Origin of the sequence: Pseudomonas sp. AS2.8 (assembly GCF_014190935.1) — a bacterium.
GTDB lineage: Bacteria > Pseudomonadota > Gammaproteobacteria > Pseudomonadales > Pseudomonadaceae > Chryseomonas.
In genome coordinates this window covers 445,225-459,953 of the sequence record NZ_JACHVV010000001.1, presented here as the reverse complement: position 1 = coordinate 459,953, position 14,729 = coordinate 445,225, and the positions used below count along the sequence as shown (strand labels likewise).

Here is a 14,729-nt window from a genome sequence, read left to right as displayed (position 1 = left end):
ATCACCGTCGAGCCGGGCAGAGCCACCTTTGGTGCCACCATCCGCCCAAGCGAGACGGCTTTGCGTTAAGCTTGCGCCGCCGCCGTCTACCCCGCAGGTCAGAGCCTTGGATCCGTCGTCTCGTCGTCACTGGATCAGCGATCTCAGCAGCAGGATCCGCGCTCGCCCGGCACTGGCCTACAGCCTCGCATTGCTGGCGTTCGGCCTGGCCCTGGCGGCACGCTTCGCCCTGGTGGACGTCCTGATGCAGGGCTTTCCCTACCTGACCTTCTTTCCCGCCGTCATCCTGACCGCCTTCTTCTGCGGCAGCCGCGCCGGCACCCTGTGCGCCGTGCTGTCCGGACTGGCCGCCTGGTACTTCTTCATTCCGCCGGGCTGGACCTTCAACGTCGGCCCCCAGGGTGCCCTGGCGCTGGCCTTCTATGTGGTGATCGTCAGCGTCGACATCGTGCTGATCCACTACATGCACACGGCCAGCGCCCGGCTGCGCGCCGAACAGCAGGTGATCCACGACCTCTACAACGTCCAGACGACGATGTTCCAGGAGTTGCAGCACCGGGTCGCCAACAACATCCAGTTCATCGCCTCGCTGCTCATGCTGCAGCAGCTCAAGTTGCCCGGCGACAGCCAGGCGTCCCAGGCCCTGGAAGAAGCCCGTTCGCGACTGGAGAGCATTTCGCGCATCCACCGGCGCCTGCACGACCCCGCCGATGCCGATCAGCCGGTGGCCCACCACCTGCAGTTGCTGACCAGCGATCTGCTGGCCGCCGCGGGACAGGCCAATGTCTCCTGCGCCATCACCGCCGAACCGCTCAATTTCGACCTCCCCCGCCTGACCACCCTGTCGATGCTGGTGGCCGAGGTGGTGACCAACTCCCTCAAGCACGCCTTCGACGCCAGCCAGCGCGGCCTGATCAGCATCAGCCTGCAGCGCGGCGACGATCAGCGACTGCTGTTGCGTATCGCCGACAACGGTCGGGGCATGCCGCAGCAATTCAATCCGCGCACCAGCCGGCGCCTGGGCTTCAAGATCATCAACAGCCTGGCCGAACAGCTCGGCGGCCAGGCGCACTACCGCAACGACAACGGCACCGTGGTCGAGGTGCAACTGGCAGCCTAGCGATGGCCTCCCCCGGGCCGGGCTAAAACCCTATACAATGCGCGGCTTTTCCAGCCCGGTGCCCCGCCATGACCGCTTTGCCGCCCTGCCCCCTCTGCGCTTCCGAATACACCTACGCCGATGGCGACCAGCTGATCTGCCCGGAATGCGCCCATGAATGGACGCCCGGGGACGCCGGCGCCGCGGACGAGGCCAAGGTGATCCGCGATGCGGTGGGCAATACCCTGCAGGACGGCGATACCGTCAGCGTGATCAAGGACCTCAAGGTCAAGGGCTCGTCGCTGGTGGTCAAGGTCGGCACCAAGGTCAAGAACATCCGCCTGGTAGACGGCGATCACGACATCGACTGCAAGATCGATGGCATAGGTGCGATGAAGCTCAAATCCGAGTTCGTCAAAAAGGTCTGATCGTCGTGCCGGGGTGTTCCCTGGCGGAGCGATGCCCTACCCTTGAGGCTCTTTTTCTCCTGCCAAGGACTCTCCATGTCTCAGCGCTTCCTCCGCTCGGCCCTGTTCCTCGCGCCCCTGCTGCTCGCCGGCCAGGCCTTCGCCCAGTCGGCGCCCGCCAACGCCCAGGAACCCCAGCCGTCGGTCACGGAGAAGTATGGCGACTGGCAGGTGATCTGCCGCATCGCCCGCAACGCGGACCGTTCCGCGCAGCTGTGCGCCATCACCCAGCAGAAGGATAGCGCCAAGGGTCAACGCATGCTGGTCACCGAATTGCGCCCCAATCGTGAAGGCGTGGACGGCATCCTGGTGCTGCCCTTTGGCGTGGCGGTGACCAAGCCGATCTCGTTGCAGATCGACAAGCGCAGCCTGGAGAATCGGCCCTTCCACACCTGCATTCCCCAGGGCTGCGTGGTACCGGTGGAATTCGTCGGTGACGTCTTCAAGCAACTGCAGCGCGGCGGTCGCCTGACCGTGACCACCCCGGTCGCCAATGGCGAGACCGCCAGCGAAAGCCTGTCGCTCAAGGGCTTCTCCAAGGCCTACGACCGCGCCAAGGAACTGACCAAGCCGTTGTAAGGCCCGCTAGTCTGGCGAGGGCGCTGCCGGGTGCTGCGCCGTGCCGCTGGCGGCGGCGCGCTCCACGGCGGCCACCAGCGCCAGGGTGCGGGCGGCATCCTCGGCACTGACCAGGGGCGCCTCCGCGCCCCGCGCGACCCGCACGAAGTGCTCCAACTGCAGACGCAAGGCCTCGTCGGGGGCCGCGGCCCGTACCTCTGTTTCAAGCGGCTGGTGCCAGCCGGCGCCCGGCTCGGCGTAGCGCCAGAGGCGCAGCTGCGGCACGCTCAGGGCGCCTTCGGTGCCGGCGAAGAGATAGCAGGACTGGTCCGGCTGGTGGGGATAGACCGGATTCTCGCCACTGGTGAGCTCCCAGCTCCAAGGCGCGACGGCGCCATCGCTGGCGGTGAGACTGCCCAGGGCGCCGCTTTCGAATTGCAGGCTGATCACGGCGCTGTCGGCATTGGCGTAGCCGCGCAGGGCGTTGTCGGCGAAGGCCTGGACCTGGCGTACCTCACCGCAGAGATGACGCAGCAGGTCGAGGTCGTGGACCAAATTGGTGAGCAGCATCCCGGCCCCCGCTTCGCGGCGCCAGGCACTCTCGAAATAGCTCTCAGGCTTCTGCAGTTGCCACAGCGCGGTGACGGTGACCAGGCGGCCAAGCGCACCCTGGCGCAACAATTCATGAGCCTTGGCGATCAGCGGATTGTGGCGACGATGATGCCCGACTAGCAGGGGCACGCGACGGTCGCGCTGGGCGTGCAGCAGCTGAGCCACCTCTGCTGACGTCGTCCCCACGGGCTTCTCCAGCAGCACCGGGATGCCGAGGGCCAGGCAATCCAGCGCGGTGGCGACGTGCAGGGCATTGGGATTGGCGACGATCACCGCTTCTGGGCGCACGCTTTCCAGCAGCTGCCGATGATCGCGGAAATGCGGCACGGCCCACTGCGCGGCCAGTTCCGCTGCCGCCGGATCGGGGTCGGCCAGGGCGCACAGCCGGGCACTCGGCACGGATTGAAGATGATGCAGGTGCTGGCGGCCCATGTTGCCGGCGCCAATGAGGGCGATGCGCAAGGCAGCGACCATGGAGGAACCCCTTGTTGTGGTTGCCGAGGTCTCTCGACTCTAGGGGACGTCCGGTCGAAGGCGCTACTGCACCGGCAGGAAATTGATGAACAGCAGACTCTGGGCGTAGTTGACGCCAATGCGCCGATAGCGCTCGTCGAGCAACTGGGCGAGCAGATCCAGGCGGGCGACGATCTTGCCGAATTCGGTGGCGAAGCTGAGGTTGCTGCCCTCCTCCGAGATCTCGTTGGCGAACAGCAGCGGTTCGCCCTCGGCGTTCTTGCGCTGGCCGAGCAGCCAGGTGGCCTTCTCGATGTTGCGCGCGGCATTGTTGACGAAGCGCGCATCCACCACGTCGGTGATGTAGAACTCGGTGCGATTGCCGTGGGCGGCGATGATCATGCTGCCGATGGCATAGATGAAGGCGCCGACCCGGTCGCCGCGGTAGTCATCGCCCAGCACGTAGCTCAGCGCCGCCACGTCCTTGCGTCCGTCCAGTGCGGGCAGGCTGCGTCGCTGTTCGATGGCGAGGCGGATCTCGCGTTCGGCGCTGGCGGCATCGGGCAGGCCGGTCTTCTTCCATTCGGCCGGATTGCGCAGGTAGAGCTTGTTCATCAGCCGATAGAGACTCTGCAGATTGGCCTGCATGGCGAGGGTAGCCATGCGGTCGGAGCTGGTCTGCAGGAATTCGCTGGGGCGGGTCTTGCCGAATTGCCGGGCGATGTCCTGGGCGGACTGGCTGGTGCAACCGGCCAGGCTCGCGAGGAGGCCAATCACACACCCGAGACGGGCGACGGCTGTGAAGGTGGAGGCAGGCATGGGGACTTCGGCGGCTAAGGGCAGCCGAAGGGTAAGGCCTTCCCTGGCCGGCCTGCTGTGCGGCAGGCCAAGGAATGGGCTTTTCTAGCGGTCAGCTGTTGGTGGGGAAAGCAAATAGCCGTGCCGCCTCGCTGTCACGAGTGAAGCTGCAGGTGTTGTTATCGGAGGTAGCTCCCACCGTTGATATCAAGCGTTGCACCGTTCAACGAGCGCTGTGACGCTCGTAGAACAAAGGCTACCAACTCGGCAAGTTCTTCCAGCGCAACGGCCTGGCCTATCGGAATATCCCGCGTCACAGCTGCCTGACCGTGAATCGCCATGAAGCTTTCCGCCATTTCGGTACCCACCCAGCCAGGCGCTATGGCTACTGCAGTGATCCCGTCTGCGCCGAATGAGGTAGCAATAGACTTGGTCAGATTGATGAGTGCCGCCTTCGACGCCCCATACTGCATGGCATCAGCGGAATAGCCCCGCTGTCCTGCCCGGCTTGCCATATTGACGATGCGGCCACCTCCGGTCGACCTGAAATGGATGATGGCCTCCTTGCATAGGTCCGCAGCGGCAAAGAAATTGATCTGAAACTCTCTTCGCCACGCCTTCTGCCACTCCGCATGGTCAGCCTCCACCGAAACCTCGTTGCGGACCCCTGCATTGTTCACCAAGGCATCTATACGACCCGTGATCGCCATAGCCTGGTGCCACAACTCGCGAGGCTCACCTTCAGTTCCCAGATCGCCGCAAACGAGATGCCCTGCGCCACCGATACTGTCGAGCAGATGCTTGGCGCGGCCTCTGTCGCTACTGTAATGGATGATGACCTCAGCCCCTTGGCCAGCTATCTGCCGAACGATGGCACCGCCAATGTCGCCAGATGCGCCAGTGACCAATACCATCTGACCAAGCAAGGGTTTGTTCATCTTTTTCTCAGGTAATAAGCGTCTGAACAGAAAGCACGCACTGGGTGGCACGCGGCGCCACCAGCCAAGACGGAGTGTGTCCAGCGTTGGCTTGAGCCACAGCCCTCGAGGAAACCCTGCGGGAGGGCAAAGCCTTTAGCTGCCTCAAAAATCAAAACATTGGATAGTGCTGACGCAGCAACGCTGGCGCCGGTGGCGCCAGCGTTGCCACTACCCGTTCGACTCAGCCGTTGCTGGGAAAAGCGAACTGCGAAGCCTCTTGGGCCTCGCGTTGCGGCCAGCGCTGGGTGATGGTCTTACGCCGGGTGTAGAAGCGCACGCCGTCCGGGCCATAGGCGTGGAGGTCGCCGAACAGCGAGCGTTTCCAGCCGCCGAAGCTGTGGTAGGCCACCGGTACCGGCAGGGGAACGTTGATCCCGACCATGCCCACTTCGATCTGGTCGGCGAACAGCCGCGCCGCTTCACCGTCGCGGGTGAAGATGCAGGTGCCATTGCCGTATTCGTGGGCGTTGATCAGGGCGATGCCCTCTTCAAGGCTCTTGACCCGTACCACGCAGAGCACCGGACCAAAGATCTCTTCCTTATAGATACGCATCTCCGGGGTGACCTGATCGAACAGGCAGCCACCGAGGAAGAAGCCTTCCTCATGATCGGCGACCTTGAGGCTGCGGCCGTCCACCACCAGCTTGGCGCCCGCGGCGACGCCTTCGACGACATAGCCGGTGACCTTGTCCAGGTGCGCGCCGGTGACCAGCGGGCCCATGTCCAGGCCGCACTGGGTGCCCGGGCCGACCTTCAGTTTCTCGATCTCCGGCACCAGCCGGGCGATCAGAGCATCGGCGACCTGGTCACCGACGCAGACCGCCACCGAAATGGCCATGCAGCGTTCGCCGCAGGAACCGTAGGCGGCGCCCATCAGCGCATTGACGGTATTGCCGAGGTCGGCGTCGGGCATGACCACCGCATGGTTCTTGGCGCCGCCCAGGGCTTGGACGCGCTTGCCCTTGGCGGTGCCGCGGGCATAGATGTATTCGGCGATGGGGGTGGAGCCGACAAAGCTCAGCGCCTTGACCTCGGGTGCGTCGATCAGGCCGTCCACGGCTTCCTTGTCGCCATGCACCACGTTGAGTACGCCCTTGGGTAGCCCGGCTTCCTCGAACAGCTGGGCAATGGCCAGGGTGGAGCTGGGATCGCGCTCGCTGGGTTTCAAGATGAAGGTGTTGCCGCAGGCGATGGCCAGCGGATACATCCACAGCGGCACCATGGCCGGGAAGTTGAAGGGAGTGATGCCGGCCACCACGCCCAGGGGCTGGAAATCGGACCAGGTATCGATGCTGGGACCGGCGTTGCGGTTGTATTCGCCCTTGAGCAACTCGGGGGCGGCGGTGGCGTATTCGACGTTCTCGATGCCACGGCGCAATTCGCCGGCGGCGTCTTCCAGGGTCTTGCCGTGTTCTTCGCTGATCAGCTGCACCAGGCGCTCTTCATTGCCTTCCAGCAGCTGTTTGAAGCGGAACAGCACCTGGGCGCGCTTGGCCGGCGGGGTGTTGCGCCAGGCCGGAAAGGCGCCTTGGGCGGCATCGATGGCCTGTTGCAGGGTAGCCGCGTCGGCCAGGGGCACTTCGCGGATCACCGCGCCGGTGGAGGGGTTGTAGACCGGCGCGTGGCGGCTGCCACCGTCGACCAGCTGGCCGCCGATGAGATGCTTGAGGCTCATGAAGGGACTCCTTGTACCAGGGATGGGCGCCTCCTATGGGAAGCGCCGGAAAGGGGATCAGTCGAGACGATTGAGGATGTCGCCCACCGCGGCGAAAACGCGATCCAGGTCTTCGATCCTGGCGTTGAAGGTGGGCCCGAATTGCAGGGTGTCGCCACCGAAGCGGACATAGAAGCCGGCCTTCCACAGGGCGATGCCGGCCTCGAACGGACGGATCACCGCATCACCGTCACGGGGAGCGATTTGCAGCGCGCCAGCCAGACCGCAGTTGCGAATGTCCACCACGTGCTTGGCGCCCTTGAGGCCATGCAGCGAGGCTTCGAACTTGGGCGCCAGCTCGGCCGCCTGTTGCACCAGGTTCTCCCGCTCCATCAGCTCCAGCGCGGCCAGGCCCGCGGCGCAGGCCACCGGATGGGCCGAGTAGGTGTAGCCATGGGGGAATTCCACCATATGCTCGGGCGTGGCCTGGTTCATGAAGGTGTCGTAGATGGCACTGCTGGCGATCACCGCGCCCAGGGGCACGGCACCGTTGGTGACCTGCTTGGCCACGTTCATGAGGTCCGGCGTCACGCCGAAGAATTCGGCGCCGGTATGACGACCCATGCGGCCGAAGGCGGTGATGACCTCGTCGAAGATCAGCAGGATGTCGTGCTGGGTGCAGATCTCGCGCAGGCGCTGCAGATAGCCCACCGGCGGCACGATCACCCCGGCCGAACCGGACATGGGCTCGACAATGACGGCCGCGATGTTGGAGGCATCGTGCAGCTCGATCAGCTTGAGCAGCTCGTTGGCCAGCTCCACGCCGCCGGTCTCGGCCATGCCCCGGGTGAAGGCCATGCCGGGCTGCAGGGTATGCGGCAGGTGGTCGACGTCCATGAAGGAGCCGTACATTTTGCGGTTGCCGCCGATGCCGCCCAGGCTGGTGCCGGCGATGTTGACGCCGTGGTAGCCGCGGGCCCGGCCGATCAGCTTGGTCTTGGCCGGCTGGCCCTTGATGCGCCAGTAGGCCCGCGCCAGCTTGACCGAGGTGTCGGCGCTTTCGGAGCCCGAGCCGGTGAAGAAGACGTGGTCGAGACCGGCCGGGGTCAGCTCGGCCATCTTCTCCGCCAGCTGGAAGGACAGCGGATGGCCGTACTGGAAGCCCGGCGAATAGTCGAGGGTGCCCAGCTGCCGCGCCACGGCCTCCTGGATCTCCTTGCGCGAGTGACCGGCGCCACAGGTCCAGAGTCCGGAGAGGCTGTCATAGATGCGCCGACCCTGATCGTCGATCAGCCAGCTGCCCTCGGCGGCCACCACGATGCGCGGATCCTTCTGGAAGGCGCGATTGGCGGTGAAGGGCATCCAGTGGGCACGCAGATTGAGCTGGGCAGCGACGGGCGGGGAAACGGTCAGCGGCTGGTTCATGACGGGGTCTCGGGCGGTGACATTGAGCCTGCAGAGTGCGCCGAGTTTTACGTGAGTTAAATGGTTTTTTTCTCACGCTTGGATTCTATAAAAATCACGTTAATCACCCGTTCCTCCGTCAAAAAAATTTTTTGTCGGCTGGGTAACCGTCTTTTTTTCTTCACAAAACAAGGTTTTACCCTCCATGCCCGAGCTGCTTCCCGGAGGTTTTGCCGCGGCGTCGAGGATCAGCCCCGTTGACAGTCCGATCTCCCCGCTCCAATCTGCATGCAGCGCTGAATACAACAACACACACAAAAAAGCTTTTTTGCCTCCTGCCTATAACAATCGTCCAAATGGAGTAGCAGCTATGGCTCGGCGTCTTACGTGTTCGCAATCCTTTCGTGCAGTCCTGGGCAGTCTGGCAGTTGCCAGCGCCCTCCTCTGGCAACCGGTCGCCCAGGCTGAACAGGCCGGTGTGTGGCAACAGGTTCAAAAAGCGGGCGTCCTGAAATGCGGTGCGGCTGTCGCAGCGCCCTATGTGATGCGGGATGCCGCCTCGGCGAAATACAGCGGCTACTTCGTTGATCTCTGCCGGGATTTCGGCGAGCGAGTGCTCAAGGTCAAGGTCGAGTTCGTCGACACCAACTGGGACAACTTGGTGGCCGGCTTGCAGGGCGGCAAGTGGGATCTGGCCATGGCGCTCAATCAGACGCCGGAGCGCGCACTGGCGGTAGCCTTCAGCACGGCGGCGACCGACTATCAGGTGTCTCTGCTGGTCAACAAGGACAACCCCAAGTTTGCCAATGCAGGCGACATCCTGGCTGACATCGACAAGCCGGGAGTGACGTTCGCCGTGATGTCAGGTACAGCCCAAGACAAGGCCATCTCGGCGGTCGTCAAGCAGGGCACCATCATGCGCCTGCCCGGCATGGACGAGACACGCCTGGCCGTGATGTCGCGGCGTGCCGATGTGCTGGTCGACGCCAGCGATACCAATCACCTCTTCGCGGTCGCCAATCCGACGTGGGCGCGGGAGATATTGCCCAAGCCAGCACTGGCAAAACAGGGCGTGGCCTTTGGTGTACGTCGCGACATCTCCTGGGCCGACCTGCAGGTACTGAACATCTATCTCACCCAGCGTCGCGAGACCGGTGAGATCGCTGCCCTCGTAGACAAGGCCTCCGAGCAGGCCAACGCCCAGAAAGCCCCGTAATCCGCCGCTGAGAAAAAGGACTCGTCCTGACGAGTCCCTACCGGAGTTCGCCCCTATGAAAGCCGTTTCCATCATGCCGACGCCCTTTGCCACCCCCACGCCGGACGCCCGACCGGGTCCCGATGGCTTCGTCCAGTTCCAGCACGTGTGCAAGAGCTATGGCCCGGATCTCAAGGTCATGGACGACTTCTGCCTGGACATGCGTGCCGACGACCGCCTGGTGATCATCGGCCCGAGTGGCAGCGGCAAGAGTTCGCTGCTGCGCGTGATGATGGGACTGGAAAGCATCCAGGACGGCCGCATCCACTTCCAGGGGCAGCCCTATATAGAAGGTAGCAACGGTCGCAGTCGCGTACTGGATCGAGACCTGCACCGGCAGATCGGCATGGTGTTCCAGCACTACACCCTGTTTCCTCACCTGTCGGTGCTGGGCAATCTGGTCCTGGCGCCCATGAAGGTGCGCGGCCTGTCACGCGCCGAAGCCACCGAAAAGGCCCGACTGTACCTCGCCCGGCTGGGTCTGGAAAGCAAGCTGCACGCCTATCCCAGCCAGTTGTCGGGTGGCCAGAAGCAGCGGGTCGCCATCGCCCGCGCGCTGATGCTGGAACCGGCGCTCATGCTCTTCGACGAGGTCACCTCCGCCCTCGACCCGGAAATGGTGATCGAGGTGCAGAACGTGATGCTGCAACTGGCCGAGCAGCGCATGGCGATGATCATCGTCACCCACGACATGCACTTCGCCAAGCACATCGCTACCCGCGTGGTGTTCTGCGCCAATGGCCGGCCGGTCGAGGAAGGCCCGCCCGAGGAACTGTTCCGCCGTCCGCGTGAGCCCCGTACCCGGGAATTCCTGGAAAAGGTCCTGCACCTGGAGTGAGGACGGCGCCATGAACTATCAATTCGACTTTCATTTTCTCAACGGCACCCTGGGTCCGCTCTGGCAGGGCCTCAAGGTGACGCTGCAGCTGGCGCTGGCCGCCAACCTCATGGGCCTGGTGCTGGGCTTCCTGCTGTGCCTGCTGACCTCGAATCGCTGGCGCCTGGTACGACTGCCCGCCCAGCTGTTCATCGAGTTCTTTCGCTGCACCCCCGTGCTGCTGCAGATCGTCTGGTTCTTCTACTGCGTGCCCATGCTGTTCAACGTCTTCGTCGATCCCATCACCATGGGCGTCTTGGCGCTGGGCCTGAACCTGACCGCGTTCAATGCCGAGGCCTATCGGGCCGGCGTGCAGGCCGTCCCCCGCGAGCATCTGGATGCCAGCGTCGCCCTCGGTCTGGGACCCTTGAACCGTACCTTCTATGTGGTCCTGCCGCAGGCCTTGCGCAGCGCCCTTCCGGTGCTGATGACCAATGGCATCGGCATCCTGCAGCAGAGCGCCCTGGTCGCCATCGTGGCCGTGGCCGACCTGATGTACATCGGCAAATCCATCGCCACCGAAGCCTATCGCCCGCTAGAAACCTACTCGCTGATCGCACTGATCTACTTCGCCCTGTCCTTGCCGATCGCCCAGTTGGTGCGGTTCGTCGAACGCCGCCAAGACGCGGCCCTGGAGCGCTGAGATGGACATGCACCTCGACTTTTCCATCGTGCTCGGCTACTGGCAGGTGCTGATCAAGGGCCTGGGGCTGACGCTGACCATCACCCTCGGCTGCGCCCTGGTGGGCAGCCTGCTGGGTTTCGGTCTGAGTCTGGTCCAACTGGCGCCCAGCCGGCTGCTGCGGGCGCCGGTGCGGCTCTATGTGGAGTTCTTTCGCGGCACGCCGCTGCTGATCCAGCTGTTCTGGGTGTTCTTCTGCTTTCCGGTGGTGTTCGGCCTGTCGATCTCACCCTACGTCTCGGTGGTGATCTCCCTCACGCTGTTCATGGCGGCCATCACCAGCGAGACCTTCCGCGGCGCGCTCAAGTCCATCGCTGGCGAACAGCATGACGCCTGTGTGGCCCTCGGCCTGACGCCCGCGGTGAAGGTTCTCTATGTGATCTTTCCCCAGGCCCTGTTGCGCGCCATTCCGCCGCTGCTCTCCAACGTCATCAGCCTATTCAAGGAAAGTGCCCTGATCTCCTCGGTCGGGGTGGCGGACCTGATGTTCGTCGGCCAGAACCTTTCCAACAGCACGGCGCGTCCGGTCGAGTTCCTCTCGGCGGTGGCCGTCATCTACTTCTGCATCGCCTTTCCCCTGACCCGTCTGGTCGGCCTCGTCGAGGCCCGGCTGCTACGGCGCTTTGCCTATTAACTGACCCATCCTGAAGAGGCACTCTCATGAAAATGCAAGGCATCCTTCCCGCTCTCGTCACCCCCTTCGACAAATCCGGTCACGTCGACGGCGCGACCCTGGCCTCCATCGTCGAGTATCAGCTCAACGCTGGCGTGTCCGGCTTCGTCGCCCTGGGCTCTACCGGCGAGTACTACGCCCTGGACGATGCCGAGCGCCGCCTGGTGATGCGCACGGTCAAGGAAGTCGCCAATGGCAAGGGCACGCTGATCGCCAACTGCAATGGCGCCAGTACTCGTGAAGTGATCGCGCAGGTTCGCCAGGCAATAGAGTGCGGCTTCACCAACATTCTTCTGGCGCCCCCGTTCTACGCCCTGCCCTCCCAGGAGGAGCTGATCGGCCACTACCAGGCGGTGCTGGACGCCTTCGCCGACATCAATGTCATCCTCTACAACTACCCGATCAGAACCAACGTCGAAGTCGGTACGTCGGTCCTGGAAGCGTTCCGCCACCACCCGCGTGTAGTCGGCATCAAGGAGAGCTCCGGCAACCTGCTGCGCGCGATCGAGATCGGCGAGAACTTCAAGGGTGACTATCAATTGTCCTGCGGCTCGGACGACCAGGCGCTGGACTTCTTCCTGTGGGGCGCTACCAGCTGGATCTGCGGACCGGCCAATTGCTTCCCCGACCAGGTCGTCGCCTTCCAGCGCGCCTTCGCGGCCGGCGACATCCAGGGTGCCCAGGCTGTCATGCGCTCACTGTTCCCCGTACTGGCGAGCATGGAGCAGGGCAAATTCATCCAGAAGGTGAAATACGGTTGCGAGCTGGCCGGCTTCAATTCCGGCAATGCGCGTCTGCCGCTGCTGCCGTTGAGCGAGGCGGAAAAGGCGGAATTCCGCGCGATTTTCGAAGCCTCGCAACGTTGATCCTGAGACCCACCTCATCGTTGATGAGGTGGGTGGAGAGCTTTCATGACACGCCAACATCGCTTCAGCTGTATCGAAGGTCACACGGAAGGCATGCCGGTACGCATGGTAATCGAGGGCGCGCCAACGCTCGAAGGTGCCACCATGAGCGAGCGGCGCGAGGAGTTCGTACGCGACCACGATTGGATTCGTCGCACCCTCATGCTGGAGCCGCGTGGACATAGCCATATGTCCGGCACCCTGCTCTACCCTCCCCTCAACGAGGGATCCGACTGCAGCCTGCTGTTCATAGAGACCTCCGGTTGTCTGCCCATGTGCGGACACGCGACGCTCGGCTCCATCACCTTCGGCCTCGAAACAGGTCTCATCCGACCGCATAAGCCGGGCCGAGTCGTGGTGGATGTGCCCGCAGGGCGAATCGAGGCGACCTACGTCATGTCCGGCAACAAGGTGTTGAGCGTCCGTTTTTGCAACGTCCCGGGATTCCTGCTGCACAGAGACGTCGAACTGGATTTCGCTCCTCTGGGGCGGCTGCAACTGGATATCGCCTACGGCGGTAACTTCTACCCGATCATCGAGGTACAGCCAAACTTCCCGGGCTGTGAGCACTTCACCCCGGAGCAACTGCTGACCTGGGGAACAGCCTTGCAGGCGCAGGTCAATGCCGAGATCGACGTGGTACACCCCGAGGATCCTCGTATCCGCGGCGTCCGACACTGCATGTGGACCGGCGCGCCTCGTGCCGAAACGTCGCGCGGCCGCAGTGTGGTGATCGCCGGCAGCAGCCTCATCGATCGCTCTCCCTGCGGGACCGGTACGTCAGCCCGGGTCGCCCAGCGTTACGCTCGTGGCTTGCTCCAGCCTGGTGAAGCCTATCCCCACGAAAGCCTCATCGGCAGTCGCTTCATCGGTCGGGTCGAAGACACCACCTACTTGGCCAATGGCTGGCCAGCAGTGATTCCGAGCATAGAAGGGAGTGCATTCATCACCGGCCGCAGCGAGTTTATCGTGGACGAGTCCCAACCTTACTGGCAAGGCTTTGACCTGGCGGATTTTCGCATGCCCCAACCCCATATCGAGAACGCACTATGAGTATTGAGCCTGGCGCCACCAAGACCGCGATCGTCGTCGGTGGCGGTATCGTCGGGGTGTGCTGCGCCCTGTGGCTGCAACGGGATGGCCTGGCAGTGACGCTGATCGATCCCGCCGCGCCAGGCGACAGCACGGCCAAATGGAGTTGTGGCCAGATGGCCGTCAGCGAGGTGGTGCCCCTGTCCAAGCCGGGCATCCTGAAGAAGATCCCCGGTTGGCTGCTGGATCAACAGGGTCCGCTGGCCCTGCGGCCCAGTGCGCTACCCGGCATCCTCCCCTGGTTCCTGCGCTTCCTGGCCTGTGCCCGGCCCGCGCGCATCCAGACGATCGCCGCGGAGCTGGCGACCCTGACCCGGGAGGTCTACCACGATTACGCCGTGCTGCTGGAGGCCTGTCCCGACAAGCGCCTGCTTGGCGAGCGCCCCATCCTCGAGGTCTTCGCCACGCCACAGGGCCTGGCCCAGGAGCGTCATCATTTCGAATTACGCGAGCGGCTGGGCTTCCAGGTGGAAGAACTGGACGCTGCTGCCATCGCCGATCTGGAACCAGCCCTTGCCGGACGCTTCAAGCACGGCCTGCTGTTTCCCGACTGGCGCGCGGTCAGCGATACCGAAGGTTTCATCGCCGCCCTCACCGCCAGCTTCGAGCAAGCCGGTGGCCGGCGCATCCGCGAACGGGTCACGCGCCTCGACGAGCAGCAGGGCCAGGCCACCGGGGTGACCCTGGCCGATGGGCGCCGACTGCCAGCCGAGCGCGTCGTCATCGCAGCGGGCACTGGATCGCGGGCCTTCTTCGGCCAGCTCGGACTTTCCATCCCCCTAGCGGGAATCGCTGGCTACCAAGTCGTACTGCCAAATCCTGAGATCGAAATCCACCACTCCACCATCTACGCCGATGGCGGTTTCTGCTTCGCACCCATGACCCGCGGCCTGCAGATCGGCGGCACCATCGAATTCGCGGGTGAAGGCGCCAAACCCAACTTCGCCCGCGCCGACATCATCCTGGAAAAGGCGCGCCGCGTGCTGCCACAGCTGCGCACGACCGATTTCGAATACGGCGTAGGCTATCGACCCTTCCTGCCCGACACCAAGCCGATCATCGATCGCAGCCAGCGCCTGCCCAACGTGCTACTCGCCTTCGGCCACGGTCAGCTCGGCCTGACTCTGGGCGCCACCACCGGGCGACTCATCGCCGATTTGGCCAGCGGTCGCGCCACCACGCTCGACCTCCATCCTTTCCGCGCTTCGCGCTTCTGACAG

The 14,729-nt window shown here is 64.0% G+C and carries 15 protein-coding genes; 10 read left to right on the top strand and 5 right to left on the bottom strand.

Annotated features, from left to right (window positions below):
* The first annotated feature begins 106 nt into the window (after positions 1-106).
* From FHR73_RS02085 to FHR73_RS02075, 3 genes are all read left to right on the top strand, one after another.
* Positions 107-1,120: a sensor histidine kinase gene (locus tag FHR73_RS02085; RefSeq protein ID WP_183629187.1), complete on the top strand. Its 1,014-nt coding sequence runs from the start codon at positions 107-109 to the stop codon at positions 1,118-1,120.
* Positions 1,121-1,188: 68 nt separating this feature from the next.
* Positions 1,189-1,527, top strand: coding sequence for a zinc ribbon domain-containing protein YjdM (locus FHR73_RS02080; RefSeq protein ID WP_183629185.1), 339 nt, complete (start codon positions 1,189-1,191; stop codon positions 1,525-1,527).
* A 75-nt stretch (positions 1,528-1,602) separates the two neighbouring features.
* Entirely contained in the window at positions 1,603-2,145 is a 543-nt protein-coding gene (locus tag FHR73_RS02075) for an invasion associated locus B family protein (RefSeq protein ID WP_133862419.1), read from the top strand.
* A gap of 6 nt (positions 2,146-2,151) precedes the next feature.
* Here the strand turns inward: FHR73_RS02075 and FHR73_RS02070 are convergent, their stop codons facing one another.
* From FHR73_RS02070 to FHR73_RS02050, 5 genes are all read right to left on the bottom strand, one after another.
* Positions 2,152-3,210, bottom strand: a complete 1,059-nt coding sequence (locus FHR73_RS02070; protein ID WP_183629183.1) for a Gfo/Idh/MocA family protein — start codon at positions 3,208-3,210, stop codon at positions 2,152-2,154.
* A gap of 63 nt (positions 3,211-3,273) precedes the next feature.
* Complete coding sequence (locus FHR73_RS02065; protein WP_183629181.1) at positions 3,274-4,008, bottom strand: hypothetical protein; 735 nt, start codon at positions 4,006-4,008, stop codon at positions 3,274-3,276.
* Positions 4,009-4,166: 158 nt separating this feature from the next.
* Complete coding sequence (locus tag FHR73_RS02060) at positions 4,167-4,925, bottom strand: SDR family NAD(P)-dependent oxidoreductase (protein ID WP_183629179.1); 759 nt, start codon at positions 4,923-4,925, stop codon at positions 4,167-4,169.
* A 223-nt stretch (positions 4,926-5,148) separates the two neighbouring features.
* On the bottom strand, positions 5,149-6,642 hold the full coding sequence (locus FHR73_RS02055) for a CoA-acylating methylmalonate-semialdehyde dehydrogenase (RefSeq protein ID WP_183629177.1): 1,494 nt from the start codon (positions 6,640-6,642) through the stop codon (positions 5,149-5,151).
* A 57-nt stretch (positions 6,643-6,699) separates the two neighbouring features.
* Positions 6,700-8,046 (bottom strand): aspartate aminotransferase family protein, encoded by a 1,347-nt coding sequence (locus FHR73_RS02050; protein ID WP_183629175.1) that lies wholly within the window; start codon positions 8,044-8,046, stop codon positions 6,700-6,702.
* Between the two features lie 184 nt (positions 8,047-8,230).
* Between FHR73_RS02050 and FHR73_RS02045 the strand changes: the two genes are divergently transcribed.
* Genes FHR73_RS02045 through FHR73_RS02015 form a run of 7 tightly spaced genes read left to right on the top strand, consistent with a single transcriptional unit; the run spans position 8,231 to position 14,726 of the window.
* Entirely contained in the window at positions 8,231-9,241 is a 1,011-nt protein-coding gene (locus FHR73_RS02045) for an ABC transporter substrate-binding protein (protein WP_260175485.1), read from the top strand.
* A 55-nt stretch (positions 9,242-9,296) separates the two neighbouring features.
* Entirely contained in the window at positions 9,297-10,118 is an 822-nt protein-coding gene (locus FHR73_RS02040) for an amino acid ABC transporter ATP-binding protein (RefSeq protein WP_183629173.1), read from the top strand.
* Positions 10,119-10,128: 10 nt separating this feature from the next.
* Positions 10,129-10,800 (top strand): amino acid ABC transporter permease, encoded by a 672-nt coding sequence (locus FHR73_RS02035; protein ID WP_183629171.1) that lies wholly within the window; start codon positions 10,129-10,131, stop codon positions 10,798-10,800.
* 7 nt (positions 10,801-10,807) lie between these two features.
* The gene (locus tag FHR73_RS02030; RefSeq protein ID WP_183630171.1) at positions 10,808-11,473 is read left to right on the top strand and encodes an amino acid ABC transporter permease; all 666 of its coding nucleotides are present in this window, start codon (positions 10,808-10,810) and stop codon (positions 11,471-11,473) included.
* A 26-nt stretch (positions 11,474-11,499) separates the two neighbouring features.
* On the top strand, positions 11,500-12,378 hold the full coding sequence (locus FHR73_RS02025) for a dihydrodipicolinate synthase family protein (RefSeq protein WP_183629169.1): 879 nt from the start codon (positions 11,500-11,502) through the stop codon (positions 12,376-12,378).
* Positions 12,379-12,423: 45 nt separating this feature from the next.
* Complete coding sequence (locus tag FHR73_RS02020) at positions 12,424-13,470, top strand: 4-hydroxyproline epimerase (RefSeq protein ID WP_183629167.1); 1,047 nt, start codon at positions 12,424-12,426, stop codon at positions 13,468-13,470.
* Positions 13,467-14,726 carry an FAD-binding oxidoreductase gene (locus FHR73_RS02015; protein WP_183629165.1) on the top strand — a complete coding sequence of 420 codons (1,260 nt, stop codon included), beginning with the start codon at positions 13,467-13,469 and terminating at the stop codon, positions 14,724-14,726. Before FHR73_RS02020 ends, FHR73_RS02015 begins: the two co-directional genes overlap by 4 nt.
* Positions 14,727-14,729: the final 3 nt, after the last annotated feature.

Excerpts from the sequence above, each read along its gene's own strand:
- FHR73_RS02035 (WP_183629171.1), top strand. The coding sequence starts at position 10,129 with ATGAACTATCAATTCGACTTTCATTTTCTCAACGGCACCCTGGGTCCG.
- FHR73_RS02080 (WP_183629185.1), top strand. The coding sequence starts at position 1,189 with ATGACCGCTTTGCCGCCCTGCCCCCTCTGCGCTTCCGAATACACCTAC.
- FHR73_RS02015 (WP_183629165.1), top strand. The coding sequence starts at position 13,467 with ATGAGTATTGAGCCTGGCGCCACCAAGACCGCGATCGTCGTCGGTGGC.
- FHR73_RS02060 (WP_183629179.1), bottom strand. The coding sequence starts at position 4,925 with ATGAACAAACCCTTGCTTGGTCAGATGGTATTGGTCACTGGCGCATCT.
- FHR73_RS02070 (WP_183629183.1), bottom strand. The coding sequence starts at position 3,210 with ATGGTCGCTGCCTTGCGCATCGCCCTCATTGGCGCCGGCAACATGGGC.
- FHR73_RS02040 (WP_183629173.1), top strand. The coding sequence starts at position 9,297 with ATGAAAGCCGTTTCCATCATGCCGACGCCCTTTGCCACCCCCACGCCG.
- FHR73_RS02050 (WP_183629175.1), bottom strand. The coding sequence starts at position 8,046 with ATGAACCAGCCGCTGACCGTTTCCCCGCCCGTCGCTGCCCAGCTCAAT.
- FHR73_RS02020 (WP_183629167.1), top strand. The coding sequence starts at position 12,424 with ATGACACGCCAACATCGCTTCAGCTGTATCGAAGGTCACACGGAAGGC.
- FHR73_RS02065 (WP_183629181.1), bottom strand. The coding sequence starts at position 4,008 with ATGCCTGCCTCCACCTTCACAGCCGTCGCCCGTCTCGGGTGTGTGATT.
- FHR73_RS02045 (WP_260175485.1), top strand. The coding sequence starts at position 8,231 with ATGCCCGAGCTGCTTCCCGGAGGTTTTGCCGCGGCGTCGAGGATCAGC.
- FHR73_RS02075 (WP_133862419.1), top strand. The coding sequence starts at position 1,603 with ATGTCTCAGCGCTTCCTCCGCTCGGCCCTGTTCCTCGCGCCCCTGCTG.
- FHR73_RS02030 (WP_183630171.1), top strand. The coding sequence starts at position 10,808 with ATGCACCTCGACTTTTCCATCGTGCTCGGCTACTGGCAGGTGCTGATC.
- FHR73_RS02055 (WP_183629177.1), bottom strand. The coding sequence starts at position 6,642 with ATGAGCCTCAAGCATCTCATCGGCGGCCAGCTGGTCGACGGTGGCAGC.
- FHR73_RS02025 (WP_183629169.1), top strand. The coding sequence starts at position 11,500 with ATGAAAATGCAAGGCATCCTTCCCGCTCTCGTCACCCCCTTCGACAAA.